This is a genomic window from Aquimonas voraii, from assembly GCF_900101825.1.
Classification (GTDB): domain Bacteria; phylum Pseudomonadota; class Gammaproteobacteria; order Xanthomonadales; family Xanthomonadaceae; genus Aquimonas; species Aquimonas voraii.
The window spans coordinates 506,440-533,313 of record NZ_FNAG01000002.1 but is presented as its reverse complement, the minus strand read 5'-3'; the positions used below and the strand labels follow the sequence as shown (position 1 = coordinate 533,313).

Here is a 26,874-nt window from a genome sequence, read left to right as displayed (position 1 = left end):
CGAGGGCAAAGTGCACTTACTTGGAAGCGGTCGAGGTGCCGCCCTTCGTTGGCCGTTAAAGCCCAGAGGCCTCATGTGAAAGCGCATTCTGACCCGCGTTTTCTGCGGCCGGCCAGATCAAAAACGCAACCAGGTAAGTGAACCTGACCCCGTTCTCCTAGCAAGCAGTTCATCCAGAAGCGCCTCGCGTTCGAACAGCCGGAAATAGCGCCGCACCTCGGCCAGGTCAAGTTGCCCACGGTTGGCGCGCAGCAGCTGACGGATGTCATCGAGGTCCCGGTGGCGGCTGGGGTCGTTGTGGAGTGCCTGCAGCTTGAAGCCGATCAGGCCTTCCGCACTGATCACACGCATGCGCCCCAGAGGCGTATCGCGCGGGTGCGCACGACGCAGCAGGTCGGCAGCGACCAGGCGGCGCGCGTACAGCAGGGCGAAGCCTTCATCACCGCGCAGATAGTTCGCCGCATCCGCGCTGCGATACACGCAGCGGTAGCCGAGCGTCAGCAGCAGCCCATGCACGCGATCCGCATCCACCGCTGCGACGAGGAAGTCGACATCACGCGTAGCGCGGATGACCTTGTGCGCCGCCAGCGCGAGGCCGCCAATCAAAGCCGGCGGCGTCTCCAGTTGGGAGAACACCGGCAGCACCTGCTGGATTTGGTCGGCGAGTCGAGACATGGGGAACCGAGCAGTCGACGGCGAAGGCGCCCTGCCCTAGGCTTCGATGCCCATCCAGCTCGAATGGCGCTAGCAGATGCGCAGGAGAGAGCTACGAGGGCGAGCATTCGGGAGACTAGCGGCTGTCGCCTGCGCCTTCCATGCAGCGCATCGGCTGGCCAGATCAAGGGACGCGACTGGGTAAGTGAACCTGACCCCGTTCTTGGCAACGTACCGGGCAACCTGCCCAGAGAACCTGGAAAGCGCACTCTGGCCCCGGTTTCGGCGCAACCTTAACCCGGCTCTTCGGACCGCACCTTGCGTATGCACCTGTGGTCGGATAGCGTCGCATTCAAATCTGCCCAGTCTGAGCAACAAGGAGCGACATGTGAGCTTTGAAGTAGAGGGCTTTCAACTCCAGATGGAGCCGCCAATCTATGTCGCGAAGATCCCAGGCACTTGGCTCCTAGACCACGTCACACCATCTTGGAGAATTAAGGACCCCATTCAAGGGTTCCAGCGGATAGTCAACGAAAAAAGAGCGATACAGATTGCGAAAACTGTGCTCGATCAGGAACGATGTTTTCCCAACGCGATCGTCTTGGCCTCTGATGTAAATAAACTGACGGTCAACGGAGGCAATATTGTACTGCCCAGGAAGTCCCTGTTTCTGGTGGTTGACGGCCAGCACCGCCTCTGGGCGCAGAGATACTCAGATTTTGATGCACCCTACATTTGCGTGCTCCACCTCGGTCTCGACGAACAAGAAATGGCCAAACTGTTTGTCGAAATCAACGATAATCAAAAGCGAGTTCCGTCATCGCTGCGCTGGGATCTTGTAAGGCTCGTACGCGAGCAAGATCAAGCCCAGGTGCGCGCGGCGGACATCGTTTATGAGCTTCACACTTCCGAGCAAAGCGCGCTGTACCAGCGAATTGACCTCACTGGAGAAATCAAGGAACTAAAGATAAAGCAAGGCTCTCTTGCCCCTGAAATCGAAAGCGCCGTCAAGAAGGCTCCATTCAAGAATGTCGGCTACGACGTGCAAGTCAGCACGTTCATCAGTTTCTTTACTGCGCTCCGCGATTGCGACCCAGAAGGATGGGATAACGGCAACTCTAATCTCTACAGCAATCGCATCATTCGGGCACTAATGCGCACCATAAGCCGCATTCTTGAGAAGGAAGCACTGGACCCTCTACAGGCCACTCCCGCAACTTTCTATGCGTATTTGAGCCACATTAATCTCGACTCGCTAAACCCGGAGGAAATCCGAGGCCAACAAGGGTCCGCAGGGATGACCGCCATATTCGAAACTGTCGCCAGCCAAATGTTTACCTGATCATGCGAATTCTTACGCCGTCAGGGGCTCGGCACTTCTGCCAGAATTTCACTTCCGCTTCAGCAACTTCACACAAGGAAGTCAAAAAGTATCTTGCCGGATCTCGCTCAGGCCGAACGTTCTCGGAAGGCTCGCCACAATTCAACGAGTTACGAGACTGCATGCTGCGCGATTCAGAGCGGCTCGCGTACCACGCGGCAGCCACATTCGCTTCGACATTGCGCTCTCTCCAAGCGTCATCAGCCCCCTGGTCTTGCGTCGGGCTTTATTACACGAGTTTCTTTGCAGCGCGCTCGATCCTAGGCATGCACGGTGGATGGGTGGATGGCGACAAGCAGTGGCTCGAAGCCACGAATATCAACCCTGGCTCCATCGAGATCACGCTGCGAACCGCTCGCCATCCGGCAATTCAAGCAAAACAGGGCTCGCACAAGGCGTTTTGGTCGGTTTTCTACTTCGCGTGCCGCCCCCTTCACCCACACGCAGCCGCTCAACACAGCTTCGCTTTGTCGCCCGTACAGTCATCATCGACGTGGTTGATAGATAATCGCAATCGAATAAACTATGGCTCAGCTGACGCCTCAAAACTCGTCGATGAATTCCAACGACGATACGACCCAACGAATGTCGCCCAGTCGCTTCCGGGAGACGTAAAGGTCTTTAGGAACGTCGCCATCTCACTGTTGGCACTAGCCAATCAGTTTCGTCGAGCACACGGACTCGCAACCGACGCCCCACCAGTGGGCGCGCTCAATTTGGACGAGGCAATTAACAACCAGATTCGTGCGAATCGCGACGTTGCACTTGACGCATTTAGTTCGGCGGAATTGATGAACTTTGTCGCTTAGTCAGTAGCACTTGATCACGATCTCTTCGAACCTCTTACGCGCGGCAGCGTCCCCGGCGATGACTCCAGCCCGCGAAACCACTACCGTTTCAAAATCCCGGTAGAGGTCGACTACCGATGAATGGTGAGCATTTGTGATCAGCAGCTTTACACCTCGCCTCGCGGCCCGCAGAACGGCATCGCGGAGCCTGATCTGATCAGCCCAAGAAAAAATGGTCTCGTTGTATTTTACAAACCCGTTGTTGTTGTGCGCCACCGTGTATGGAGGATCGATGAATACAAAGTCTCCGGACTCGGCCTGTTCAATCGCGACCTCGAAATCCTGCACCCTGATGGTAGCCGCAGAAAGGAGAGAGCGAAGCCGGTCGAAATCGTCGGACTCCAGTATAACTGCGCTCTTCGATCCAACTGGCACGTTGAATTCGCCGCAGCGATTAACGCGATACAACCCGTTCCAGCAAGTTCGATTTAGATACAAAAAACGCGCCGCACGTGCTTCTGGGGATCGAACAACTTTCGAGCGCACACAGTAGTAGTACTCGAGCGAGTGATTCCGTGCATGCTCCAGCAAGTACCTGCGAAACAGCGAACTGCCTCGCTGGAGAACCTGATAGAAGTTCACAAGCTCTTCGTTGATATCGGAAAGAACAGCACTTCTGGGCTGGAGCGAAAAGTAGACGGCTCCAGATCCAAAAAATGGCTCATAGTATGTGTTGAACGTATCCGGCAGAAGCGACTGGAAGCGCTGCACAAACCACCGTTTTCCGCCCGCCCACTTCAGTGGTGGCAGGGGCCCAAAGCTGGCGCGCCGCTTTTCGGAATCAGTTTTCTCGACAGCCACGGTGGTCACATGTTCCTTCGATACTCCCCACCCACCTCATACAGCGAATGGCTGATCTGCCCGAGGCTGTGAGTCTTCACCGCTTCGATCAGCGCGGCGAACAGGTTTTCGCGCTTGCGGGCGGTGGATTGGAGGTAGGCGAGGCCGGGCGAGGTTGGCCCCTCACCCCCGGCCCCTCTCCCGTGGGGAGAGGGGAGCGAAGCATCGTTGCGGTTTTGCTGGTAGCTGCGCACGTTGGCGATCTGCTGACCTTTTTCTTCCTCGGTGCTGCGGATCAGTTCGATGGTGGTGGTGATCTCGCCGCCGTGGTCCTTGCCGAGGTAGGTGTTCACGCCCACCAGGGGCAGGCTGCCGTCGTGCTTCTTGTGTTCGTAGTACAGGCTCTCTTCCTGGATCTTGCCGCGCTGGTACATGGTGTCCATGGCGCCCAGCACGCCGCCGCGCTCGCTGATGGCTTCGAACTCCTTGTACACGGCCTCTTCCACCAGGTCGGTGAGCTGGTCGACCACGAAGCTTCCCTGCCAGGGGTTCTCGTTGAAGTTCAAGCCCAGCTCTCTGTTGATGATCCTCTGGAGGGCCAAGGCACGTCTCACGCTGCCGCGTCGTCACGCTTCAGGGCACCCAGCGACTCCAGGCGCTGGTGCAGGGACGCCGCGCTGAAGTCGAGTCCGTTGGGCCACGCGAGCGCGCCGAGCTCGATGAAGCAACGCCGGAAGTAGGCTGGGTCCAGCAGAGGAGAGGTCATCTCCGTATGGGTCGCCAGGATGGCACTGAAGTCGAACACCCCGGCGCTGCCGTCCGAAAAGTGGAGCAACAGGCTGGTGTCGGTCTGGGGCTCGATGGCGGTGAGCTTAATCATTGTCGGCTCCAGCGATTCGGTTGAGCGGCTTGAGCGCCTGCGCGTTCGCCCAATTCTGCTCCAGCTCGGCGCGATGATCGAGACACCACTGCTGGACCAGACTGGCAGCGCGCCGAGGCAGGCGACCTTCGATCACGGCGCCGTCTGCGATCGAAACCAGGGCCTCGTGGCCCTGGTACTCGATGTGGACATGCGGCGGACCGTGATCGGCGAAGTACATGCGCACATAGATGCCGAAGAAGCTGGAGATGATCGGCACGACTACATATTCCGCCGATACTCCCCACCCACCTCATACAGCGAATGGCTGATCTGCCCAAGGCTGTGGGTCTTCACCGCTTCGATCAGCGCGGCGAACAGGTTCTCGCGCTTGCGGGCGGTGGATTGGAGGTAGGCCAGGCCTGAGGCGTGCTGCCCCCTCTCCCCCTGCCCCTCTCCCGCGAGGGGAGAGGGGAGCACGGCGGCGTTGCGGTTCTGCTGGTAGCTGCGCACGTTGGCGATCTGCTGGCCCTTTTCTTCTTCGGTGCTGCGGATCAGCTCGATGGTGGTGGTGATCTCGCCGCCGTGGTCCTTGCCGAGGTAGGTGTTCACGCCCACCAGGGGCAGGCTGCCGTCGTGCTTCTTGTGCTCGTAGTAGAGCGATTCTTCCTGGATCTTGCCGCGCTGGTACATGGTGTCCATGGCGCCGAGCACGCCGCCGCGCTCGCTGATGGCCTCGAACTCCTTGTACACGGCCTCTTCCACCAGGTCGGTGAGCTGGTCGACCACGAAGCTGCCCTGCCAGGGGTTCTCGTTGAAGTTCAGGCCCAGTTCTTTGTTGATGATCATCTGGATGGCGACGGCGCGGCGCACGCTTTCTTCGGTCGGCGTGGTGATGGCCTCGTCGTAGGCGTTGGTGTGCAGGCTGTTGCAGTTGTCGAACAGGGCGTACAGGGCCTGCAGGGTGGTGCGGATGTCGTTGAACTGGATCTCCTGCGCGTGCAGGGAGCGGCCTGAAGTCTGGATGTGGTACTTCAGCATCTGGCTGCGCTCGTTGGCGCCGTAGCGCTCGCGCATGGCGCGGGCCCAGATACGGCGTGCCACGCGGCCGATGACGGTGTACTCCGGGTCCATGCCGTTGCTGAAGAAGAAGCTCAGGTTGGGCGCGAAGTCGTCGATCTTCATGCCGCGTGCGAGGTAGTACTCGACGATGGTGAAGCCGTTGCTGAGCGTGAAGGCGAGCTGCGAGATCGGGTTCGCCCCGGCTTCGGCGATGTGGTAGCCGGAGATGCTCACCGAATAGAAGTTGCGCACCTTCTGGTCGACGAAGTACTGCTGGATGTCGCCCATCATCCGCAGCGCGAACTCGGTGCTGAAGATGCAGGTGTTCTGCGCCTGGTCCTCTTTCAGGATGTCGGCCTGCACGGTGCCGCGCACGGTGCTGAGCGTCTCGGCCTTGATGCGGGCGTAGGTCTCGGCGTCCAGCACCTGGTCGCCGGTGACGCCGAGCAGGCCCAGGCCGAGGCCGTTGTTGCCCTCGGGCAGCTCGCCCGAATACACGGGACGGGTGCGGCCTTCGTAGAGCTTGGCGATGGTGGCTTCGGCCTGCGCCCAGCGCGCCGAGTCGGCCTTCAGGTACTTCTCCACCTGCTGGTCGATGGCGGTGTTCATGAACATCGCCAGGATGATCGGCGCGGGGCCGTTGATGGTCATGCTCACGCTGGTGGTGGGCGCGCACAGGTCGAAGCCGGAGTACAGCTTCTTCATGTCGTCCAGCGTGGCGATGCTGACGCCGCTGTTGCCGATCTTGCCGTAGATGTCCGGGCGCTCGGCCGGGTCTTCGCCGTACAGGGTGACGCTGTCGAAGGCGGTGGACAGGCGCGCGGCCGGCTGGCCCACACTGAGGTAATGGAAGCGGCGGTTGGTGCGCTCCGGCGTGCCCTCGCCCGCAAACATGCGGATGGGGTCTTCGCCGCTGCGGCGATAGGGGTAGACGCCGCCGGTGTAGGGGTAATGGCCGGGCAGGTTCTCCTTGCCCAGGAACACCAGCAGCTCGCCCCAGCTCTTCCACTTGGGCGCGGCGATCTTCGGGATCTTCTGGTGGCTCAGCGATTCACGGTAGTTCTCGACGCGGATGACTTTGTCGCGGACGGTGTATTCGTTGAACTCGTCGGTGACGGACTTCAGGCGCTCGGGCCAGGCGCGCAGCAGGGCCAGGCTTTCGTTGCTGAGCGCGTTCAGCGCGTCGTTGTAGCGCTGGCGCAGGGTGGTGAGTGAGCGGTCGCCGGCCTCACTCAGCGCTTCGGACGGATACAGGTCCAGCGCCTTGGGCAGCTTCGGGTCTTCCAGCTCGCTCAAGGCCTGCCAGCAGGCCTGGGCGCGCTCGGCGGCCTCGCTCTGGCGCAGGATGTCCGAATTGATGCGGCGGCCCTGCTCGGCAATCTCCGCCAGATAGCGGATGCGCGCGCCGGGGATCAGCACGGTGGCGCGGGGTTCCTTGAGGCTGACATCCACCTTGGGATGGAAGTCGCAGCGCGAGCTCGCCGCGCCCTGCTCTGCCAATCCCATCTTTGCCGCCAGCAGGCGGCAAAGATTGACAAACATCCAGCTGACGCCGGGGTCGTTGAACTGGCTGGCGATGGTCGGGTAGACGGGCACGTCCTCGTCGGCCATGTCGAAGGCCACGCGGTTGCGCTTCCACTGCTTGCGCACGTCACGCAGGGCGTCTTCGGCGCCACGGCGGTCGAACTTGTTCAAGATCACCAGCTCGGCGAAGTCGAGCATGTCGATCTTCTCGAGCTGGCTGGCCGCGCCGTAGTCGCTGGTCATCACGTAGACCGGGAAGTCGACCAGGTCGACGATCTCGGAATCGCTCTGGCCGATGCCGGCGGTCTCCACCAGCACCAGGTCGTAGCTCAGGCCGCGCAGGAAGCCGATGCAGTCCTTCAGCACGGCATTGGTGGCGACGTGCTGGCGGCGCGTGGCCATCGAGCGCATGAACACGCGCTTGGAGCGCAGCGAGTTCATGCGGATGCGGTCGCCCAGCAGGGCACCGCCGGTGCGGCGGCGGGTGGGGTCGACCGAGATCACCGCGATGCGCATCTCGGGGAAGGCCTGCAGGAAGCGGTTGATGATTTCGTCGGTGACCGAGCTCTTGCCCGCGCCGCCGGTGCCGGTGAGGCCCACCACCGGGGTCTTGCCGCCGGCCAGCTGCCAGCTCTTGCGCAGGGCGGCCAGCTCGGCCTCCGGGATGGCGCCCTCTTCAATCGCCGAGAGCATGCGGCCCACGGCGATCTCGTCGTCGGGCGTCACGGCCGCGGGCTTCTGCGTGCCCAGGCGCGCTTTGTGAGTGCGGGCGACCAGGTCTTCGATCATCCCGACCAGGCCCATCTGCATGCCGTCGTTCGGGTGGTAGATGCGCTCCACGCCATAGGCCTGCAGCTCGGCGATCTCCTCGGGCGTGATGGTGCCGCCGCCGCCGCCGAACACGCGGATGTGGCTGGCGCCGCGTTCTTTCAGCATGTCCACCATGTACTTGAAGTACTCGGTGTGGCCGCCCTGATAGCTGGACAGCGCGATGCCGTCGGCGTCTTCCTGCAGGGCCGCGCGCACCACGTCCTCGACCGAGCGGTTGTGGCCAAGGTGGATCACCTCGGCGCCCTGCGACTGGATCAGCCGACGCATCACGTTGATGGCGGCGTCGTGACCATCGAACAGGCTGGCGGCGGTGACGAAGCGCAGCGGCGATGCGGCGGGCGCGCTGTCGTCGGCGGGCAGTCGGTTGGCGGGGGTGCTCATCGGGGGGCCTCGATGCGGGGTTTGCGTAGCCCGCCATTGTACGCGGCCGGCTGTGAGGCACCCCTGCCGAGGGTTGGGCACGGCGGGGCCTGAAGCCCTGCGCGGGCGTATGGGCTGCCCTGTGTGCGTCTGGCTCCGTTGCCCTGGGCTGAGACGCATGCAGACCGATGGCATCGCGCCCCACGCAGGCCCGAGATCCAGGCCGGCTTACAGCATCCGCGGCAGCACGAACGCCAGCGCCAGCGCTGCCGGCAGCGCCTGGATGACGTAGATCCTGCGGCTGGCGGTCGCGCCGCCATACAGGCCGGCCACCAGCACGCAGGCGAGAAAGAACACCTGCACGTCGAGGCCGGCGTCACCCTGCCAGAGGCCCCAGAACAGGCCGGCGGCGAGAAAGCCGTTGTACAGGCCCTGATTCGCCGCCAGCACCTTGGTCATGGCGGCCTTCTCGGCGCTCATGCCAAAGGCACGGCGGCCGCGCGGGGTGTCCCACAGGAACATCTCCAGCACGAGGATGTAGACATGCAGCAGGGCGATGAGCCCCACCAGTGCCGTTCCGATCCATTGCATCGCAAACTCCCTCAATCGCCCAGACGTGGGCGGATCATCACCGATGGCGGCGTCTCGGTGTCAGGGCATGGCTGCCCTTGCGCTGCAGGTGCAGGTGCAGGTGCAGGTGCAGGTGCAGGACGGATGCGCACGGAGGCCTGCGCTGGGCCACACTCTCTGCCGCCTCGCCCCTTGAATCCGACCCCCCGCGCATGAGCACGCCAGCACCACTCGCCGCCCCCCGTCCACCCGAGGACCGTTCGCACCTGATGGACGCCCTGCGCGGCTTTGCACTGCTCGGGATCCTGCTGATGAACATCGAGTTCTTCAATCGCTCGGTGCACGACTTCATGGGCGGTATCGACACCTCGCCCGGGGCCGCCGGCTTGGCCGCGTGGATCGTCTACGTGTTCGTGCAGGGCAAGTTCTGGGTGCTTTTCTCTCTGCTGTTCGGCATGGGCTTCGCGCTGATGCAGGACCGGCTGGAAAGCACGGGGCGGCCGTTTGGCAGGCTCTACTTCCGTCGCACGCTGGCCCTGATGGCCTTCGGCCTGCTGCACATCGTGCTGCTGTGGCCAGGAGACATCCTGTTCGCCTACGGCATCACCGCGCTGATGCTGATGGCTTTCCTGCAGGTGCGCGGCGTGGCGATGCTGGTCACCGGCATGGGCCTGTATTTCGGAGTCTCTGCGCTGTGGGTGCTGCTGGGCTGGGCGATGGGCCTGATGCCCGAAAGCGCCAGGCTGGAGATGGCAGCCGAGATGGGCGATCCACTGGCCCAGGCCGCGGAGTCCAATCGCATCTACGCCACCGGCGGCTATCTCGAGATCAGTCTGCACCGCGCGCAGGAATACTTCACGGTCATGCTGCAGACCGTGCTGATGTTCCAGGTGCCGATGGCGCTGGGCGTGTTCCTGCTGGGCGCCTGGCTGCTGCGTTCCGGCCGCATCCAGAACGCCGGCGTCCATCTGCGCTTCTGGGCGCTGACCCTGCTGCTGGGCGGCGTGGTCGGCGCTGTTTTCATCCGGCTGAGCCTGGCGGTCGGCACCAGTTTCGATTTGAAGACCGGAATGGGCGACGCCCTGCTCGCCGCTGGCCTGATGAGCCTCGGCAGCCTGCCGCTGTCCATGGCCTATCTCGCCGTTTTCGTGCTGCTGTTCCAGACCGCGCTGGGCGCGCGCGTGCTGGGCCTGCTGGCGCCCGCGGGGCGCATGGCGCTGAGCCACTACCTGCTGCAGTCCCTGGTCTGCAGCCTGCTGTTCTACGCCTATGGGCTCGGCTGGTACGGCGAGGTCGATCGCTGGGGCCAGGTGCAGATCGCGCTTGCGATCTTCGCCGCGCAGGTCGCGCTGTCGCCGCTGTGGCTGCGGCATTTCCGCTATGGCCCCATGGAATGGCTGTGGCGAACGCTGACCTATGGATACCCGCCCAGCATGCGACTGGAACGCGAGCCCCGTACGGAGACTGTCCGATGATCTCGCAAGACCCCCTCGCCCAGCCCTTCACCCTGCCCTGCGGCGTGGTGCTGAAGAACCGCCTGTGCAAGACCGCGATGACCGAGGGCCTCGGCGACGCGCAGCTGCGCGCCACGCCCGAGCATGAACGTCTATATGCCGCCTGGGGCGCGGGCGGTGTGGCGATCAACATCACCGGCAACGTGATGGTCGATCGCTTCGTGATCGAGCGGCCGGGCAATGTGGCGATCGACATCACGCACGCGCCCAGCGTCGATGAGGAGGCCCGCGCGCGGCTGCGCGCCTGGGCCGAGGCCGGCATCCGCGACGGCGCCCAGCTGTGGATGCAGATCAGCCATGCCGGGCGGCAGTCGCCGCGCTATGCCACGCGCCAGCCGGTCGGCCCCTCGGCGGTCACACTGGATCTGCTCGGCAGCTACAAGACGCCGCGCGCTCTGGAAGAGCACGAGATCCTCGACATCATCCAGCGCTTCGGCGCGGTGGCGAAGATCGCCCAGGACTGCGGCTTCACCGGCGTGCAGGTGCATGGCGCGCATGGCTATCTGATCAGCAGCTTCCTGTCGCCGGTGACCAACCGCCGCGAGGACCGCTGGGGCGGCAGCATCGAGAACCGCGCGCGGCTGCTGCTCGAATGCGTGCGCGCGGTGCGGGCGCAGGTCGGCCCGGGCTTTCCGGTGTCGGTGAAGCTGAACTCGGACGACTTCCGCCGCGGCGGCTTCAGCCATGAGGACTGCCTCAAGGTGGTCAAGCTGCTGAACGCCGAAGGCATCGATCTGCTGGAAATCTCCGGCGGCACCTATGAGCAGCCGCGTCTGTTGGGCGTGGAGGGCCGCAGCGAAGATGCGGTGCAGGTGCGCAGCAGCACGCGGGTGCGCGAGGCCTATTTCCTTGAGTACGCCGAGGCCATCCGCCGCGTCGCGACGATGCCGCTGATGGTGACGGGCGGCTTCCGCACACGCGAAGGCATGGAGGCCGCACTCGCCTCGGGCGCGCTGGACGTGCTCGGGATCGCTCGGCCGTTCTGCACGCACCCCAACTGCGCCCACGAGCTGCTGCGCCATCGCATCGACCGCCTGCCGGCCTTCGAGCACAAGCTGCATCTGTCACCGCGCGGCTGGGCCTCGCCCGCCAGCCCGATCCTGCTGATGAAGATGATCAATGTGCTCGGCGCGCAGGGCTGGTACTACCAGCAGATGGACCGCATCGCCCGCGGCCGGCCGGTGGACATCGAGCGCGGCATGCTGCGCAGCTTCCTGCGCTACTGGTGGGACGATCTGGGGCGGGCGATCCGGCTCAGGCGTTGAGCCCCGGATCGGCGCATCAGCGGGGAGCCGTGCGCGCGCTTCGCGCTCAGGCCCGGGTGTCGAGCAGGCTGCCCAGCAGTGCGTCCTGCGTCTTCAGCACCTTGACGTTGGCCGCGAAGGCCTGGCGCGCTTCGATCGAGTAGACGAGGTCGGTGGTGAGGCCGTCGCCGGTCTGCGGCTCCGCATCGCGCACCAGGCGGGCGCTGACGCCGCCGCCGGCCTGTTCGCGACTGTCGACGTCGAAGCGCCGGAAGTCGGCGCTCTCGCGATTGGCGATGTTGCTGGCCGCAGCAGTCAGACGCGTCTGCGCGGCGGCTATGCCGGAGCGGGCGATGCTGGCGATGTCGCTCATGAGGACCTCAGCGCGAATGCGTGCTCGCCAGACTAGCGGCTGATCGCCCCCGAAACTTGAGGGCGATGCTCAGTTCGAGCTCACTGGCTGGTCTCGAAGCCGTCGGCGAAGATGAAGTCGGGGCTGGTGCGGGCGCCGTTCAGGCGCAACAGGCTGCCGCCGGACTTCACCAGATACAGCTCACCGTCCTCGCCTTCACCGAAGCTGGTGATGCCGAACTCGACGTTCTGCAGCGCGCTCGCCGGATGGGCGAAGCCGCCACCGCCCGAACTGGCGGCCGCCCAGACGTCTCCACTGCAGTAGTCGCCATAGAAATACTGGCCCTGCGCTGCGAAGACCGGGCCGCGGTAGCGGAAGCCGCCGGTCACCGAGCAAGCGCCATTGGGGCGACCGTAGTCAAAGGCGGGCTCGGTGAAGGCCACCACGGGAGCGCCGCTGCAGCTCGCGCCCGGGGTCGCGATGGTCCCCTCGCGGCAGCGCCAGCCATAGTTGCGGCCACCCGCGCCCGAGGGTTCGAGGTTGATCTCCTCGCGAGCGCCCTGCCCCACATCGCCCATCCACAGGTCGCCGGTTTCGCGATCGAAGCTGAAACGCCAGGGATTGCGCACGCCGTAGGACCAGACTTCGTCGCAGGCCGCCGCCAAGGTGCCAGTCGCACCGGGGTTGCCAGACGGGATCCCGTACGCGGCCGGATGCGCCGTGCGCGGCCGGCCGCACAGCTCACCGCTGCCGACCGCGGTGGTGGCATCGACATCCAGGCGCAGGAACTTGCCCAGAAGGGCGCGGGAGTCGGGGTTGCCGCCGTTCGCGGTGAAGTTGGCATCGACCGCGCAATCACCGCTGTTACTGAGGCTGTTTGGCGCCAGGGTCTGCCCGCGGTTGCAGGGATCGTTGCCGCTGCCGCCATCACCCAGCCCGAAGTAGAGATAACCGTCCGGCCCGAACGCGATGTGGCCACCGTTGTGGTTGCTGAAATCCTGATCCGCGCGCAGCACCACGGTGCAGGTCGCGAGGTCCTGCGCGCTCAATACGTCGGCCGCCGGATTCGCGGCCGTATAGCGCATCAGCAGGGTGTCGCCGTTGGCATCGGTGAGGCTCACGAATACCCGGCCGTTGCTGACGAACTCCGGGTGGAAGGCGACGCCCAGCAGGCCGCGCTCGCCGCCGCTGGTGAAACCCACGGTGCTCGGGCTGGAATCGCCTGGATAGGTGCACTGCAGACTCGGGTTGGTACCGGACACGCTGACGTAGGGCGTGCTCAACAAGGCTCCGCTGCGCACCACCCGCAACGCGCCGCCCTGCTGGTTGACGAACAGGCGCCCGCTGCCGTCGCCGGCGTGGGTGAGCCCGATCGGGCTGCTGAAACCCGAAAGGTAGGTTTCGAAACGTGGCGGGTTTGGCACCGTCTGCGCGAACGCGAGCACCGGAGCGAACAGGAGGGTTAGCGGAACACAGCGCGTCATGGATGTCGGACCTTGTGGGGCCTTGCGGTCAGTCGGCGCCGCAGGGGAACGGGGAGCCCGGATCGGGCGGGATACAAGCCCGGCGCGCAAGGCGCCGGGCGACGGGATCCGGAGGGGGTTGCGGACGCTCAGACCATGAAACCGAGGTTGGGCCCTTCGATCGCGACCAGGTTGCCGCTCATGTGCTGCAGGTTCGGGAAGATCGTGGACCGATCCGCATCCGACAGCCCGTACCAGCGCGCCAGCGTGGCCGCGTACTGGTCGGCCGACAGGGTCGGGATGACCTGCCCCCAACCGGCATCGTCGGGATTGCTGGCCGAGGCCGCGAGGCTGGGGAAGCGCCCATAGAAGCGTCCGCCCTGCACGGCGCCGCCGAACACCAGATGGTGCCCGCCCCAACCGTGGTCGGTGCCGTCGCCGTTGATCGACAGAGTGCGACCGAATTCCGAGGCGGTGAAGGTGGTGACCGAGCTGCCCAGGCTCATCGCCGGGTTGTCGAGCACCTGATAGAAGGCCATGACCGCCTGCGAGAGCTGGCGCAACAGTCCGGGATGATCCTCGAGCTGGCGGTCGTGGGTGTCGAAGCCACCGAGGCCTGCATAGAACAGCTGGCGGCTCATCTGCAGGGTGTCGCGGGCGCGGATCATGCGCGCCACCATCAGCAGCTGCGCGGCAAGGCGCGGCAGGGCCGGCAGGTTGCTCGGGTTCCAGGCCAGGCCAAAGGCGTCCCAGAACGGTCGGAACAGCACGTCGTCGGCAGGCACGTTCGCCAGCGCGGCCACGACCTGGTCGGTGGTCTGCAGAGTGCGCCGGGTTTTCAGCGCGTAGGCGCGCTCGAAGGCGTGCGTCTGCGATTGATCGAGCAGGGCATTGAAGGCAAGGCAGCGGCGACGGTTCCAACCCTGGCCGCCATCGGCACAGTTGGCGGCGCCGGTCTGGATGAAACTGATCTGCTCCACGCCCTGCGAGGACATGAAGTAGGGCGCCACCTGCACGCCGGTCTGGAACACGTTGTCGCCGTCCAGCGACACGTTCATCGACAGCACCTGGTTGCTGTTGCTGGCGGCGAAGATGTCGGCCAAGCGCCCGCCCCAGCCGGTGCGGTCGGCGGCATCGGCGCGCGGCGTCTGCCACAGCACGGTCTGGTCGGAGTGCGAGAACAACTGCGCCGGGCGCGGCGTGCCGGCCTGCTGGTACAGGGCCTTGCTCATCGGGCGGACCAGCGGGCCGACGTTGGCGATGATCGCAGCACGGCCGGCATTGAACATCTGTTGGGTGCCGGTCATCTGCGGATGCAGTCCGAACTGGCCGCCGCCGAGCGGGGCCACGCTCGGATTCAGCGCCAGCAGCTGGTTCTGCGGCACGGCGAGCTCGCCGCGGCGCGCGGCATAGGCGCTGTAGTTGGAATCGCGTGGCACGACCATGTTGAAGCAGTCGTTGCCGCCGTGCAGGTAGATGCAGACCAGCGCGCGGTAGTCGGTGCCGAGCAGCTTGGGCGCGGCCGCCTGCGCCAGCTCCAGCTTGCCCAGCATCGAGCCGAAGGCCGCGCTGGCGGCGGTGGCGCGCAGCGCGCGGTGGAGGAACTCGCGTCGATCGATCCGGCTCATCTCACTTCTCCACCACGTATTCCGGCGAGGTCAGGATCAGCCACAGGGCGTCCTGCACGCGTGCGCGCCGTTGGTCATTGTTGCTGCTGCCCATGCCGTTCAGATGGTTCACCAGCACGGTGCGCATCTGGCTGCTCATACGCCCGCCCATGAACAGCAGGTTGTAGCGGTCGACCAGGGCACCTGCGTCATGGGCGATCTGCATGTCGCGATTGAGGTCCACCTTCACCGGATCCCAGCTGCCGGTGTTCGCGCCCTGGTAGGCCCAGAACACCTTGCCGCCGATCTCGTTGGTCATGCGGGTGATGTAGGTGTCGGTGGTGATCTGGAACTCCGGCGCGAACAGGCCCAGCGAGGCCAGCTCACCCGGCAGCTGGTAGTTCGGCAGGAAGAAGTTGAACACCGTCGGCGAGCTCAGCACCGCCTGCGCGCCGTACTGGTCCGGCCACTCGCTGATCGCACCGCTGCTGGAGCTGGCGTTCAGGCCGCGCCACAGCTGGGTGATGCGCAGCAGGGGCTCGCGCAGCTTGCCGGCATGTGGCCGCGTCGGCGTGCGCGCCTCGGGATCCAGCAGGATCGCCCGCAGCACCGCCTGCAGGTCGCCGCGCACGCCGCTGCCGTTGTTGTTGAAGACGCCGGCGACGCGCGCGACATAGGCCGGCGAGGGATTGCTGGTGGTGAAACGCTGGATCAGAAGGCGGCTGAAGAAGGGGCCGACGTTCGGATGATTGAACACGTTGTCCAGCGCCGCCGCCAGATTCGCGCGGGCCTGCCCGCCGGCCGGCAGCACGCCCCCCGGCAGGCTCACGCCCGGGTAGTTCAGCAGCTGCTTGGTGCCGCTGGAGGCATGGAAGACCGAACCGAACTGCGTGCCCTCGCCCCAGGGACGCATCGGCTGGCGCCAGCCGGGCTGCAGTCGCCAGTCGGTGTTGCCCGGCCCCGGCCCGCAGTACTCCCAATCCCACCAGTTGAAGTTGCCCGCTGTATCGCTGGCGACCGGCGGGTTGCAGGTCGACCAGTTCCAGCCCGTGAACACATGCGCGAAGCCGCGGATGGTGTCCTGGGTGTAGGTGGGAATCGGCTGCACGCCAGGCGTGCCCGCATCGCCATCCATGACCGTGCCGTCGAGGTTCAGCCGCACCAGCCCGACACTGAACAACTGCATGATTTCTCGGGCGTAGTTCTCATCCGGCCGGATGTTCGCAGCCTCATCGGGCTTGCGGTTCTTGAACATCGACAGGTAGTGGCCCATCACCGGATGCAGGGTCACGTTCTCCAGCAGGGTGCGATAGTTGCCGAAGGCGTTCTGGCTCAGCATGTCGTGGTAATGCGCCAAGGCATTCGGGTTGCCTTCGACCGAGCCGTTCTGATCGGACACCACGAAGATCTGCGACAGCGCGAAGGCCATGCGCTGGCGCAGCTGGTCGTCGCGATACAGCACGTTGCGGAACCAGATGTCGTTGCGCTTGTCCTGCCAGACGACGCTGGGGTCGATCGACATCAGGGTGTCGAGATGCGGCAACTGCAGCGAAGCGGCCCGACTGAACTGCTCGTTGAGCCAGGGCGTGTAGCCCATGCCGCGCAGGCGGGTGATCTCGGTGAGCGTCGGCCCGAAGGTGGCATGGCTCAGGAAGCGCGAGGCCTCGGCCTCGTTGAAGGGGCCCTCGGGCGGCGGGTCGAAGCCGTCGCGGAAAATCGCCTGGGCTTGGGCCTGCAGCGCGAATCCGCAGCAGAACCCCAAGGTGGCGAGAAGGCGCAGCGTAGGGACAAGCGAGGGAGATTTCATGGACGGTTCCAGAACCGCGCGAAAGTTTGCAAACAATCGCAAACTAGGCTGCTAGTCTGCCGTGAGCCGAATCACGGAAGGCCGCACGCGCGCCGCACACCACCCACATGCACAAACGCCCCCTCAATTCGATGCCCTCCCAGCCGACGCCAGCCCCCCAACAGCGCATCCGCGGCAGGGCCACGGCATGCAGTCGGGCGCACGGCCATCTGGCCCTGTTGACCGGGCTGATCGCCCTGCTTGGACTCGGCGCCTGCGAATCGCGCGCCAACTCGCAGGGCTCGCCGATCTGCGAGGTCAACTCGCTGCCGCTGGTCCCGATGAGCCCGACCCTTGCCAGCCCGCCGCCGCAGGGCTGGACACTCGTGGCGCCGGCCCGCTTCTACCCCGGCCTGCCCCTGCAGCTGCGATTGCAGCATCCCGACCCACTGCGCCGCGCGCGCGGCGTGCTGCTCTGGGCCAAGGCCAATGCAAGCCAGGGCGCCGGCAGCTTCACGGTGCCGGGCAATGGGCGATGGGCCTACATCCCTGCCCCCGCCACTTGCGGCACCTGGGCGCTCTCGCACACCGACAACCAGGCGAAAACGCAGGCTGAGCTGGTTTTCGAGTGGACCGGCGAGGCCAGCCCCAGCGCGATCCTCCGCGCCTTTCTGATCGAGGACTGCAACAACCCCGCGGGCTGCCGCGATCAGCAGGCGCTGACCCAGATCGTGTTCCTCGAAGCCGGCGTCTTCGCCAACGGGTTCGAGCCCTGATCCAACTCCGAGGCACGATCGCCCCCGGCGAGGGCGGCGATACCAGGCCTGCGCACATTCGTACGCGACTCAGTAGCGCAGGACGGCCTGCAGGGCGGGCAGCACTTCGAGCCGCGCCCGCCCGCCCAGGCCTTCGAGCTCGATCAGAACGCCGGCGCCGATCAAGCTGGCGCCACTGCGCGCGACCAGCTTGGCAGCCGCCTGCAGGGTGCCGCCTGTGGCGAGTACGTCGTCGACGATCACCACGCGTGTTCCGGGTGTCCAAGCGTCGGCACGCAGTTCAAGCGTGTCCTCGCCGTATTCCAGACTGTAGGCCTCGCGCAGCAGCGGGCCGGGGAGCTTGCCGGGCTTGCGGATCGGCGCGAAGCCACAGCCCAGCGAATGCGCCATGGCCGCGGCGAAAATGAAACCGCGCGACTCGACCCCGCAGAACACCTGCGGCGGCTGCCTGCGCCAGGGCGCCAGCAGCGCCTCGACGGCCGCACGAAAGCCTTTGGGATCCGCCAACAGCGGCGAGATGTCACGAAACAGGATGCCGGGCCTGGGAAAGTCCGGCACCGGGTGGATCAGCGTTTCGATCAGGTCGGTCGTGTTCATGCGGACTCCTGTGTAGGGGCCGCCGCGCGCCCGCGCTGGCTGCCGATGAAGATGCCCAGCGCGGACAGCACCAGGCCGGCCCAGTCGAGACCATCGGTGGCGCGATCGAACAGGGCCACGTCGACGCCGAAGGCCAGCAGCGGCTGCAGCAGCAGGAGCAGGCCGACCATCGAGGCATCGAGGCGCGGCAGCGCATACGAAATCAGCAGCCAGCCAAGCACCTGGCCGAACAGCGCAAGCCCGATCAGGGCGCCCCAGGTCTTGAGGTTGGGAATCGCGAAGCTGTGGCCTTCGACCATGCCCGCGCCACCCAGCATCAGCGCGCAGACGAGTGAGCACCAGCACAGCAGGTACATCGGGCTGGCCGTGGGTTCGCGCTGCTGGATGCGGCGGAAGCTAAGCATGTAGATCGCGTACATGAAGGCGGTGAACACACCCAGCCACACGCCCCACTGGAAGCCTGCGCCGACCTCCGCCCAGCTGCGCCCGACCAGCAGCCAGAGGCCGCCAAAAGCGAGACCAACTCCCAGCAGGAAGCGCGGCCCCAGCCGCTCGCGATAGAACAGCACGCCGGCCAGCGCCATGAAGAACACCTGCAGGTTGCCGATCAGGGTTGCGAGCCCCGGCCCCACCAGATGGATGCTGCGGTGCCAGGCCATCAGGTCGGCAGCGAACGCAGCGGCCGGGATCGACAGCGCCAGCAGGAGCATCGTGCGCGGTCGCCAGGGCGCGTTCACCGCACGCAGCAGGAACAGCAGCATCAAGCCCCCGAAGAACATCCGGTAGAAGGCCGACACCGTGGGCGCGACGTCGGCCACGCGCACGAAGGCGCTGGTGCTGCTGATCAGCACCGCCCCCATCAGCATGGCCAGCACCGGGCTGCGCTCGCGCTGCGGGGTCATCGCCGCGAGCGCCGCGGTGGACTGGCCGGAACTCACTTCAATGCTTCGTACTTGGCGAGCCGATGCGGCTCGGCGATGCCAGCCTCGATCCAGGCTTTGAGCGCCGGCAGCCCGAGCATCGCGTCCATGTAGGCGCGGCTGGTGTCGGTGAGCTCGACGCCATAAGCACGGAAGCGGATCACCACCGGCGCGAACATGGCATCGACGATGCCGAAGCCGCCACACAGGAACGCCCCCTGCCCCGCCGAAGCCTCGCGCAACTGCGCCCACAGCGCCTGCACGCGGTCGATGTCGGCCTGGGCTTCGGCATTCCAGCGGTAGGCATTGGGCTTTCGATCGCAGTTCATCGGCAGCTGGCTGCGCAGCGCTGTGAAGCCCGAGTGCATCTCGCAGGCCGCCGAGCGCGCCAGCGCGCGCAGGCCGGGATCCTGGGGCCAGCCACGGCCACCCAGCCAGGTTTCGTTGGCGTACTCGCAGATCGCCAGCGAATCCCAGATCACCCGGCCCTGGTCGTGCAGCACAGGCACGCGCCGGCTGGGCGAGGCCTTGGCCACTTCCTGCGCGAACTCCGGCGTGTCCAGCCACAGCAGGCGCTCGCCGAAGTCGACACCGAAGTGGCTCAGCAGCAGCCAGGGCCGCAGCGACCAGCTGCTGTAGTTCTTGTTGCCGATGTAGAGGACGGGCTGGCTCATGAGGGACTGGCCTTGTGCAGGGAAGATGGGCACGCGGCCGCGACGGCCGGGCCGCGTATATTCGCGCATCGCCACGCGCCCGGGAGTGCCATTCGATGTTCAAGCCGAAAACGCTGATCCTCGCATTCGTCGCCGGCTTCCTCGCCACCCTGTTCTTCCATCAGGGCGGGCTGTGGCTGCTGAATCTGTCCGGCAAGGCGGCCGTCGCGCCCTGGAACATGAACCCGGTTGCGCCCTTGGGCGTGCCCGCCGTGTTGTCCCTGGCCTTCTGGGGCGGCCTCTGGGGCATCGCCCTGTGGGCCCTGATCCGCCGCAGCACCGGCGCCCGATTCTGGATGCTCGCGATCGTACTCGGCGCCCTGCTGCCCAGCCTGGTCGCCTGGTTCGTGGTGTTTCCGCTCAAGGGCATCGAGCTCAGCAGCCCCCTGATCATCGGCGCATTGATCCTCAACGGCCTGTGGGGACTGGGCGTGGCGGTCTACATGCGATTGTTCAGGGCTTGAGGGCGGGGATTGGGGATTGGGGATTCGTAAAGAGCGCCGACTTGCTTTGCATCGCGTGTGTGAAGCCCGCGAGCTTCGCATCCGGCTTTTGCGAATCCCCAATCCCCAATCCCCAATCCCCGCTCCCTGAATACGTATGCATGGGATTGTTATGCTGCACAGCACAGGCCTAGGCTGCTGGCCGCGGTGGTTCGACGCGGCGGCATGAAGCCTCGACGCCCATGAGGGCGATCAGGCCGGCAGCGGCTCGACAGCGCAGCGAGCGGACATTCATGAGCGCGCAGTAGACGCGCCGTCCGCTTCGTCACACGGCCGGCGTCCGCGGGGTGCGGCGCTCGGCGGCCCATGCAGCAGGCCCACACTTCCTGGGGAGGGAGTCCGCAATGAACCGTCACTCGACGGGTGCTTCGGCGCACCCGCAGCAGCCTCGCTTTGCCCGCCGTCTGGCGGAGCGTTTCCATGCACGCATCGGCGCGGCGATCCGCGCAGCCACGAGCGCCCTGCCCGGCATCGCCGCGCTTGCCGCCTTCGCCGGCAGCACGACGCCCGCCAAGGCCGACGTCATCCTGCATGCCTTCAACTGGCGCTACGACACGGTCGAGGCGCGCGCCGCCGAAATCCAGTCGCTGGGATACAAGGCGGTACTGGTGGCACCACCGCTGAAGTCGGAAGGCTCGGCCTGGTGGGCGCGCTACCAGCCGCAGGACTACCGCACCATCGATCATCCGCTCGGCAACACGCAGAGCTTCCAGAGCATGTCGAACGCGCTGCGCGCGCGCGGCATCCGCGTCTACGCCGACATCATCCTCAACCACATGGCCAACGAGGCCGCCCAGCGCAGCGACCTCGACTATCCAGGCCAGCGCATCCTCAACACATACGCCTCGAACCCGGGCTACTGGAGCCAGCAGCGTCTGTTCGGCGACCTGCGCTACAACTTCCTCTCGCAGTGGGACTTCGGCTCGGCCAACTGCATCAGCAACTACAGCGATGTCTGGCAAGTGCAGAACTGGCGCCTGTGCGGCGGTGGCGGCGACCCGGGTCTGCCAGACCTGCTGGGCAGTAGCTATGTCATCGGCCAGCAGCGCAGCTACCTGTCGGCGCTGAAGGGCCTCGGCGTCACCGGCTTCCGCATCGATGCCGCCAAGCACATGCCGCTCTCACACCTCAACGCCGTGCTGACGCCGGAGATCAAGCAGGGCGTGCATGTGTTCGGCGAGGTCATCACCAACGGCGGCGCTGGTGACGGCGAGTACGGCAGTTTCCTCGTGCCCTATCTGAACGGGACCGATCACGGCGCCTACGACTTCCCGCTGTTCGGCAGTATCCGCAACGCGTTCCGTTTCGGCGGCAGCATGAACGCGCTGGTCAACCCGCTGGCCGTCGGCCAGGCCCTGCCCAACAGCCGCGCGGTCACTTTCACTGTGACCCACGACATCCCGAATAACGGCGGTTTCCGCTACCTGATCCTGGACCCCACCGACGAGACGCTGGCCTACGCCTACGTGCTGGGCCGGGACGGCGGCAGCCCGCTGCTGTACTCCGACAACAACGAAAGCGGCGACAACCGCTGGGTCAACGCGTACCGGCGCAGTGATCTGGCGGCAATGATCCGCTTCCACAACGCCACCCACGGCAGCGACATGCAGGTGCTGTCCTACAGCGACTGCCACCTGCTGTTCCGTCGCGGCAGCCTCGGCATCGTCGGCATCAACAAGTGCGGCAGCACGGTCAACACCACCATCAACATGAACAACAGCGTGCTCTGGTGGTACGCCAACTACCGCGATGTTCTGGATACCAACAGCGTGGTGAACATCGGCAGCAGCAGCTACACCTTCAGCCTGCCGCCGCGCAGGGCAAGGATGTGGTTGAGGTAGGAGCCGGGAATCGGGAATCGTCGCTCGATGCTCCGCCTCCGCAAGAGGCAAAGCCCAGATTCCTGCACGCGTTGTGAGGGACCCGGCTCTGAGCCCCTCTCCCTGTGGGAGAGGGGCTATCGCGCCGAACACCCTCGATGCCGCGCCCCTTCCAACCGAAGCTCGCAAGAGCTAACAGGCCCCGGATGCCTGAGCGCACACATCACGAATCTCTCCTGCCCGTCTTTCGAGCCTCCCAAATGTACCGATCAGCCACCTCCATAGCCGCCCTCGCGCTCGCCCTCGTCGCCGCCACCGGCCTGCACGCGAACAGTCCCCAACCCGAGCGCGTCACCCTGGTCGGCAACCTGCAGCAAGCCATCGGCTGCAGCGAGAACTGGTCGCCGCCCTGCGATGCCTCGCAGCTGGCCTTCGATGAGGAAGATGGGGTCTGGCAGGCGCGCTTTGACCTGCCGGCCGGCAGCTACGAATACAAGGTCGCGCTGAACGGCGGCTGGGACAGCAACTTCGGCGCCGGCGGAGCGCCCGGCGGCGGCAATATCGCGCTCAACCTGACGAACCCAGCTTCACTCAAGTTCTACTTCCGCAGCGGAACGAATTTCATCACCGAGCCGGTGAGCTCGCTGATTCCCGTGGCCGTCGGCAGCTTCCAGCGCGCGATCGGCTGCGCCAACGACTGGGATCCGACCTGCCTGCGCGGCTGGATGGAGGACCCTGAACGCGTTGGCGTGTACCGCGCCACCGCCGCGCTGCCCGCCGGCAACTTCGAAGCCAAGGTGGCGATGAACGAGTCCTGGGACCTGAACTACGGCGCCGGCGGCGTGCAGGGCGGCGCCAATATCGCCTTCGAGGTTGGCGAGGCCTGTTCGCTGCAGGAATTCCGCTTCGACGGCCTCAGCAATCAGCTCACCGTTGCGCCAGCGCCAGCGGCGCCGCAGCCTGCGAGCGTGACGATTGCCGGCAGCCTGCAGCAGGCGTTGGGCTGCAGCGACAACTGGTCGCCCGCCTGCACAGCCTCACGTCTCACCTATTCGAGCCGCAGCGATGTCTGGCGCGGCGAGTTCCTGCTGCCGGCCGGCAGCTACGAGTACAAGGCCGCACTCAACGGCAGCTGGGACGAGAACTATGGCGCCGGTGCCGCATCGGGCGGCGCCAACATCGCGCTGAGCGCCGACGGGCAGCCGATCCGCTTCTATTTCTCCAACCGAACGAAGTGGGTGACCGACAGCCGCAACACGCCGATCGCGGTGGCCGTCGGCAGCTTCCAGAGCGAACTCGGCTGCGCGGGCGATTGGCAGCCCGAGTGCCTCGCCGCCTGGCTGCAGGACCCTGACAACGACGGCTTCGCCACCTTCGAGGCACGGCTGCCTGCGGGCAGCTACGAAGCCAAGATGGCAATCAACGAGAGCTGGGCAGAAAACTACGGCGCTGGCGGCGCTCCCGGCGGCGCCAACATCGCTTTCGATGTGCCCGAAGGCTGCGGGCTGACCTATTTCAGCTTCGATCGCGCCAGCAAGGTGTTGAGCATCTCCAGCAGCGCGGTGGCGCCGCGCGGCAACCTCGCGCAGTCGCGCGCGCACTTCATCGATGCGCGCACCTTGGCCTGGAATGCCGGCAGCGATGACGCCCGCTTCGCTCTCCACCACAGTGCCGACGCAAGCCTCCGCTTGACTGGCGCCGGCGTGGAGAACGGCCAGAGCATTGCGCTGGAGGTCATCGCTGGCGGTCTGAGCGCCGAGCAGCGCGCGCGCTGGCCACATCTGGCCAACTACCGGGCGCTGCGCCTGCCCGAGCTGCCGCGCGCCGAACTCGCGCAGATCCTGCGCGGGCAGATCGCCTTGGCTGCGCGCAGCCCGGCAGATGTCCCGCTGGACGCGACCGGCGTGCAGATACCCGGCGTGCTGGATGCGCTCTACCGCACCGATCGCCCACTGGGCCCCGTGGTCACCGGCAGCGGCGTCAGCCTGCACCTGTGGGCCCCGACCGCGCGTCGGGTCGAGCTGCTGCGCTTTGCCGGCAGCAACCCCAACGCCGCGCCGACGCGGCATGCGATGAGCTTCGACGCCGCCAGCGGCGTGTGGAGCGTCAGCGGCCCGCGCGACTGGAACCGCCAGTTCTATCTGTTCGAAGTCGAGGTCTTTGCGCCGACGACCCGCCGCATCGAGACGAACCGCGTCACCGACCCCTACAGCTTGAGCCTCGCCGCGGACAGCACGCTCTCGCAGATCGTCGACCTCGACGAGGCGGCACTGATGCCGCCGCTGTTCAGGCTGACGCCGAAGCCCGAGCTGCGCGCGCACGAGGACAGCCTGCTGTACGAGCTCCACGTCCGCGATTTCAGCTGGACCGATGAAGGCGTACCCGCAGCCCAGCGCGGCACCTTCGCGGCCTTCGCGCATCCTGCCTCGACCGGCATGCGTCATCTGCGCGGGCTGGCCAAGGCAGGCTTCAGCCATGTGCATCTGCTGCCCGCCTTCGATCAGGCCAACATCCCGGAGCGCCGTCAGGACCAGCAGTCCGTGCCCTTCGCCGAGCTCGAAGCGCTGCCGCCCGATTCCGAGCAGCAACAGGCCTTGACCGAGGCGATCCGCGACGCCGATGGCTTCAACTGGGGCTACGACCCCTGGCACTACACCGTGCCCGAGGGCAGCTACTCGACCGATCCCGATGGGCCGGCGCGCATCCGCGAGTTCCGGCAGATGGTGCAGGCCCTGAACCTCTCGGGCCTGCGGGTGGTGATGGACGTGGTCTACAACCACACCAACGCCGCCGGCCAGAACGCGAAGTCGGTGCTGGACCGCGTGGTGCCCGGCTACTACCACCGGCTGAACAACGCCGGCTACGTCGAGCAGAGCAGCTGCTGCCCCAACACCGCCAGCGAGCACGCGATGATGGAGCGGCTGATGATCGACTCGGTGCTGACCTGGGCGCGGGCCTACCGCGTCGACGGCTTCCGCTTCGATCTGATGGCCCATCACAGCCGCGACAACCTGCTGAAGCTGCGCGCTGCACTCGACCGGCTGACCCTGGCGCGTGACGGCGTGGATGGCCGCAGCATCATTCTCTATGGCGAGGGCTGGAACTTCGGCGAGGTCGCCAACAACGCGCGCTTCATCCAGGCCTCGCAGGCCAACCTCGCCGGCACCGGCATCGGCACCTTCAGCGACCGCTCGCGCGACGCGATCCGCGGTGGCAATCCCTTCGGCGACATCCGCGAGCAGGGCCTCATCTCGGGTCTGGCGCTGGCGCCGAACGGATTCCAGGGTGCCGGCTCGGGCGAGTTGGCCCAGCTGCTGCATCTGAGCGATTTGGCGCGGATCGGTCTTGCCGGCGATCTGGCCGACTTCGAGTTCACCAATGCCCAGGGCCAGCGCGTGCGCGCCGACCAGGTGGACTACTTCGGCCAGCGCGCGGGCTACACCGGCGACCCGGCCGAGCACATCAAGTACATCGAAGCCCACGACAACGAAACCCTGTTCGACGTGCTGCAGCTGAAGCTCGCCAGCACCACCCCGCTCGACGAGCGCGTGCGCGTGCAGAACCTCGGCCACAGCCTGATGCTGCTGGGCCAGGGCATTCCCTTCTTCCACGCCGGGCAGGAGATCCTGCGCTCGAAGTCGGGCGACCGCGACAGCTACAACAGCGGCGATTGGTTCAACGCGATCGACTGGACGCGCAACCGGCACGGCTGGAGCCGCGGCCTGCCGCCGGCGGAGAAGAACGCGGGTGTGTGGCCGCTGCTGCGTCCGCTGCTGGCCGATGTCTCCCGCCGTCCACAGCGCGCGCAGATGGACGCCTCGCTGCAGCACGTCGCCGAGATGAGCCAGGTGCGCATGAGTTCGCGCCTGTTCCGTCTGCGCACCGCCGAGCAGGTCAAGCAGCATCTGCGCTTCCACAACACCGGGCCGCAGCAGCTGCCAGGACTGATCGCCTTCGAACTGGCCGACGAGGCCGGGGCGTTGGAGCGTCGGTGGAAGCGCATCCTCGGGCTGATCAACGTGCGGCCAGACGCCGCGACGCTGCAGCTGCCCGAGCATGCGGCGCGCGCGCTGCAGCTGCATCCGCAGCTGCGCCGCTCAGCCGATGCCCGCACGCGCGCCAGCACGGTTGCCGCCGGGCGCTTCGAGGTCGGCGCTCGCACCAGCGCGGTGTTTGTCGAGGCGCGCTCCGCCGTCGAACAACTTGTCCTGCTGCGCAGCGATGTGACCGCCGCGCGCGACAGCGGCGCGATCCGCGCGCCGCGCGTGCAGGCCTTGCTGAGCCTGCTCGACAGCACCGAGCGTCACCTGCAGGGCGGGCGTGGGAACTCGGCACGTGTCACGCTGCTGGCCTTCAGCGGGATCGTCGTGGCGGCCAGCCTGGTCGGCGACATCGAGGCCGCGACCGCGCGCACCCTGGTCGAGCATGCGGCGGTGCTGGTGGAGTCGATCTGAGCTGAGCCGTCGATGGACCGAGGCGGATTCGAGTCCGTGGTGGGCCGGTGCCCACCCTATTCGAAAACCTGTGCGGGCTTCGAGCCCGCGGCGGGCCGGGGCCCACCCTATTCGAGAAGCTCCGAAAGGTTCGAGCCCGTGGTGGGCCGAGGCCCACCCTATTCAGACACCCGGGCAAGGTTCCAGCCCACGGTCCACCCTGTGCGTAGCAGCTGCGCCGGCAGCACCCCAAGGCCGCGAGCGCGCACGTGCTCAT

21 protein-coding genes and 1 pseudogene are annotated in these 26,874 nt (G+C 66.0%); 8 read left to right on the top strand and 14 right to left on the bottom strand.

Annotated elements, in window-relative coordinates:
* Nucleotides 1–117: 117 nt before the first annotated feature.
* Complete coding sequence (locus BLP83_RS06900) at nucleotides 118–675, bottom strand: nucleotidyltransferase family protein (RefSeq protein ID WP_091240502.1); 558 nt, start codon at nucleotides 673–675, stop codon at nucleotides 118–120.
* Between the two features lie 367 nt (nucleotides 676–1,042).
* Between BLP83_RS06900 and BLP83_RS06895 the strand changes: the two genes are divergently transcribed.
* Together BLP83_RS06895 and BLP83_RS18200 are read left to right on the top strand one after the other, a co-directional pair.
* Complete coding sequence (locus tag BLP83_RS06895; RefSeq protein WP_091240499.1) at nucleotides 1,043–1,996, top strand: DGQHR domain-containing protein; 954 nt, start codon at nucleotides 1,043–1,045, stop codon at nucleotides 1,994–1,996.
* Nucleotides 1,997–2,157: 161 nt separating this feature from the next.
* Entirely contained in the window at nucleotides 2,158–2,844 is a 687-nt protein-coding gene (locus BLP83_RS18200) for a hypothetical protein (RefSeq protein WP_143006572.1), read from the top strand.
* On the opposite strand, the gene BLP83_RS06890 is transcribed toward BLP83_RS18200, so the two are convergent.
* From BLP83_RS06890 to BLP83_RS06865, 6 genes and pseudogenes are all read right to left on the bottom strand, one after another.
* Nucleotides 2,845–3,693 carry a DNA adenine methylase gene (locus BLP83_RS06890; protein ID WP_218121212.1) on the bottom strand — a complete coding sequence of 283 codons (849 nt, stop codon included), beginning with the start codon at nucleotides 3,691–3,693 and terminating at the stop codon, nucleotides 2,845–2,847. It abuts the gene before it with no gap.
* A pseudogene (locus BLP83_RS06885) lies at nucleotides 3,690–4,280 on the bottom strand (methylmalonyl-CoA mutase family protein); the annotation flags it as partial. The gene BLP83_RS06890 and the pseudogene BLP83_RS06885, both read right to left, overlap by 4 nt.
* A complete protein-coding gene (locus BLP83_RS06880) occupies nucleotides 4,274–4,543 on the bottom strand; it encodes a DUF2442 domain-containing protein (RefSeq protein ID WP_091240494.1) in 270 nt (89 codons plus the stop codon). The gene BLP83_RS06880 and the pseudogene BLP83_RS06885, both read right to left, overlap by 7 nt.
* Nucleotides 4,536–4,802, bottom strand: a complete 267-nt coding sequence (locus tag BLP83_RS06875; protein ID WP_176764043.1) for a DUF4160 domain-containing protein — start codon at nucleotides 4,800–4,802, stop codon at nucleotides 4,536–4,538. Before BLP83_RS06875 ends, BLP83_RS06880 begins: the two co-directional genes overlap by 8 nt.
* A gap of 2 nt (nucleotides 4,803–4,804) precedes the next feature.
* On the bottom strand, nucleotides 4,805–8,320 hold the full coding sequence (locus BLP83_RS06870) for a methylmalonyl-CoA mutase family protein (protein ID WP_091240491.1): 3,516 nt from the start codon (nucleotides 8,318–8,320) through the stop codon (nucleotides 4,805–4,807).
* 207 nt (nucleotides 8,321–8,527) lie between these two features.
* On the bottom strand, nucleotides 8,528–8,890 hold the full coding sequence (locus tag BLP83_RS06865) for a DUF1304 domain-containing protein (RefSeq protein WP_091240488.1): 363 nt from the start codon (nucleotides 8,888–8,890) through the stop codon (nucleotides 8,528–8,530).
* 191 nt (nucleotides 8,891–9,081) lie between these two features.
* On the opposite strand from BLP83_RS06865, the gene BLP83_RS06860 reads away from it, so the two are divergent.
* Nucleotides 9,082–10,344 carry a DUF418 domain-containing protein gene (locus BLP83_RS06860; RefSeq protein WP_091240485.1) on the top strand — a complete coding sequence of 421 codons (1,263 nt, stop codon included), beginning with the start codon at nucleotides 9,082–9,084 and terminating at the stop codon, nucleotides 10,342–10,344.
* Complete coding sequence (locus BLP83_RS06855) at nucleotides 10,341–11,648, top strand: NADH:flavin oxidoreductase/NADH oxidase family protein (protein WP_218121211.1); 1,308 nt, start codon at nucleotides 10,341–10,343, stop codon at nucleotides 11,646–11,648. The genes BLP83_RS06860 and BLP83_RS06855 overlap by 4 nt, the downstream gene beginning before the upstream one ends.
* A gap of 46 nt (nucleotides 11,649–11,694) precedes the next feature.
* On the opposite strand, the gene BLP83_RS06850 is transcribed toward BLP83_RS06855, so the two are convergent.
* The 4 genes from BLP83_RS06850 to BLP83_RS06835 all read right to left on the bottom strand — a co-directional run bounded on the left by BLP83_RS06850 (nucleotide 11,695) and on the right by BLP83_RS06835 (nucleotide 16,856).
* Complete coding sequence (locus tag BLP83_RS06850; protein ID WP_091240482.1) at nucleotides 11,695–12,000, bottom strand: flagellar basal body rod protein FlgC; 306 nt, start codon at nucleotides 11,998–12,000, stop codon at nucleotides 11,695–11,697.
* Between the two features lie 80 nt (nucleotides 12,001–12,080).
* Entirely contained in the window at nucleotides 12,081–13,463 is a 1,383-nt protein-coding gene (locus tag BLP83_RS06845) for a PQQ-dependent sugar dehydrogenase (RefSeq protein ID WP_091240480.1), read from the bottom strand.
* Between the two features lie 128 nt (nucleotides 13,464–13,591).
* A complete protein-coding gene (locus BLP83_RS06840) occupies nucleotides 13,592–15,070 on the bottom strand; it encodes a DUF1501 domain-containing protein (protein WP_091240477.1) in 1,479 nt (492 codons plus the stop codon).
* Nucleotide 15,071: 1 nt separating this feature from the next.
* Complete coding sequence (locus tag BLP83_RS06835; RefSeq protein ID WP_091240475.1) at nucleotides 15,072–16,856, bottom strand: DUF1800 domain-containing protein; 1,785 nt, start codon at nucleotides 16,854–16,856, stop codon at nucleotides 15,072–15,074.
* A 107-nt stretch (nucleotides 16,857–16,963) separates the two neighbouring features.
* Between BLP83_RS06835 and BLP83_RS06830 the strand changes: the two genes are divergently transcribed.
* Nucleotides 16,964–17,611, top strand: coding sequence for a hypothetical protein (locus tag BLP83_RS06830; RefSeq protein WP_143006571.1), 648 nt, complete (start codon nucleotides 16,964–16,966; stop codon nucleotides 17,609–17,611).
* 69 nt (nucleotides 17,612–17,680) lie between these two features.
* Here the strand turns inward: BLP83_RS06830 and BLP83_RS06825 are convergent, their stop codons facing one another.
* Genes BLP83_RS06825 through BLP83_RS06815 form a run of 3 tightly spaced genes read right to left on the bottom strand, consistent with a single transcriptional unit; the run spans nucleotide 17,681 to nucleotide 19,802 of the window.
* Entirely contained in the window at nucleotides 17,681–18,208 is a 528-nt protein-coding gene (locus tag BLP83_RS06825; protein ID WP_091240471.1) for an adenine phosphoribosyltransferase, read from the bottom strand.
* On the bottom strand, nucleotides 18,205–19,146 hold the full coding sequence (locus tag BLP83_RS06820; protein ID WP_245679972.1) for a DMT family transporter: 942 nt from the start codon (nucleotides 19,144–19,146) through the stop codon (nucleotides 18,205–18,207). Before BLP83_RS06820 ends, BLP83_RS06825 begins: the two co-directional genes overlap by 4 nt.
* Complete coding sequence (locus BLP83_RS06815) at nucleotides 19,143–19,802, bottom strand: glutathione S-transferase family protein (protein WP_091240468.1); 660 nt, start codon at nucleotides 19,800–19,802, stop codon at nucleotides 19,143–19,145. The genes BLP83_RS06820 and BLP83_RS06815 overlap by 4 nt, the downstream gene beginning before the upstream one ends.
* 95 nt (nucleotides 19,803–19,897) lie before the next feature.
* Between BLP83_RS06815 and BLP83_RS06810 the strand changes: the two genes are divergently transcribed.
* From BLP83_RS06810 to pulA, 3 genes are all read left to right on the top strand, one after another.
* Nucleotides 19,898–20,305: a hypothetical protein gene (locus BLP83_RS06810; protein WP_091240467.1), complete on the top strand. Its 408-nt coding sequence runs from the start codon at nucleotides 19,898–19,900 to the stop codon at nucleotides 20,303–20,305.
* A gap of 383 nt (nucleotides 20,306–20,688) precedes the next feature.
* Nucleotides 20,689–22,185 (top strand): alpha-amylase family protein, encoded by a 1,497-nt coding sequence (locus BLP83_RS06805; RefSeq protein WP_091240464.1) that lies wholly within the window; start codon nucleotides 20,689–20,691, stop codon nucleotides 22,183–22,185.
* Between the two features lie 239 nt (nucleotides 22,186–22,424).
* Nucleotides 22,425–26,618 carry a pullulanase-type alpha-1,6-glucosidase gene (gene pulA / locus BLP83_RS06800; protein ID WP_176764042.1) on the top strand — a complete coding sequence of 1,398 codons (4,194 nt, stop codon included), beginning with the start codon at nucleotides 22,425–22,427 and terminating at the stop codon, nucleotides 26,616–26,618.
* Nucleotides 26,619–26,874 lie beyond the last annotated feature (256 nt).

What these genes read in the sequence shown, in the direction of transcription:
- BLP83_RS06900 (WP_091240502.1), bottom strand. Translation starts at nt 675, where the DNA reads ATGTCTCGACTCGCCGACCAAATCCAGCAGGTGCTGCCGGTGTTCTCC.
- BLP83_RS18200 (WP_143006572.1), top strand. Translation starts at nt 2,158, where the DNA reads ATGCTGCGCGATTCAGAGCGGCTCGCGTACCACGCGGCAGCCACATTC.
- BLP83_RS06880 (WP_091240494.1), bottom strand. Translation starts at nt 4,543, where the DNA reads ATGATTAAGCTCACCGCCATCGAGCCCCAGACCGACACCAGCCTGTTG.
- BLP83_RS06870 (WP_091240491.1), bottom strand. Translation starts at nt 8,320, where the DNA reads ATGAGCACCCCCGCCAACCGACTGCCCGCCGACGACAGCGCGCCCGCC.
- BLP83_RS06865 (WP_091240488.1), bottom strand. Translation starts at nt 8,890, where the DNA reads ATGCAATGGATCGGAACGGCACTGGTGGGGCTCATCGCCCTGCTGCAT.
- BLP83_RS06860 (WP_091240485.1), top strand. Translation starts at nt 9,082, where the DNA reads ATGAGCACGCCAGCACCACTCGCCGCCCCCCGTCCACCCGAGGACCGT.
- BLP83_RS06855 (WP_218121211.1), top strand. Translation starts at nt 10,341, where the DNA reads ATGATCTCGCAAGACCCCCTCGCCCAGCCCTTCACCCTGCCCTGCGGC.
- BLP83_RS06850 (WP_091240482.1), bottom strand. Translation starts at nt 12,000, where the DNA reads ATGAGCGACATCGCCAGCATCGCCCGCTCCGGCATAGCCGCCGCGCAG.
- BLP83_RS06845 (WP_091240480.1), bottom strand. Translation starts at nt 13,463, where the DNA reads ATGACGCGCTGTGTTCCGCTAACCCTCCTGTTCGCTCCGGTGCTCGCG.
- BLP83_RS06840 (WP_091240477.1), bottom strand. Translation starts at nt 15,070, where the DNA reads ATGAGCCGGATCGATCGACGCGAGTTCCTCCACCGCGCGCTGCGCGCC.
- BLP83_RS06835 (WP_091240475.1), bottom strand. Translation starts at nt 16,856, where the DNA reads ATGAAATCTCCCTCGCTTGTCCCTACGCTGCGCCTTCTCGCCACCTTG.
- BLP83_RS06830 (WP_143006571.1), top strand. Translation starts at nt 16,964, where the DNA reads ATGCACAAACGCCCCCTCAATTCGATGCCCTCCCAGCCGACGCCAGCC.
- BLP83_RS06825 (WP_091240471.1), bottom strand. Translation starts at nt 18,208, where the DNA reads ATGAACACGACCGACCTGATCGAAACGCTGATCCACCCGGTGCCGGAC.
- BLP83_RS06815 (WP_091240468.1), bottom strand. Translation starts at nt 19,802, where the DNA reads ATGAGCCAGCCCGTCCTCTACATCGGCAACAAGAACTACAGCAGCTGG.
- BLP83_RS06810 (WP_091240467.1), top strand. Translation starts at nt 19,898, where the DNA reads ATGTTCAAGCCGAAAACGCTGATCCTCGCATTCGTCGCCGGCTTCCTC.
- BLP83_RS06805 (WP_091240464.1), top strand. Translation starts at nt 20,689, where the DNA reads ATGAACCGTCACTCGACGGGTGCTTCGGCGCACCCGCAGCAGCCTCGC.
- pulA (WP_176764042.1), top strand. Translation starts at nt 22,425, where the DNA reads ATGTACCGATCAGCCACCTCCATAGCCGCCCTCGCGCTCGCCCTCGTC.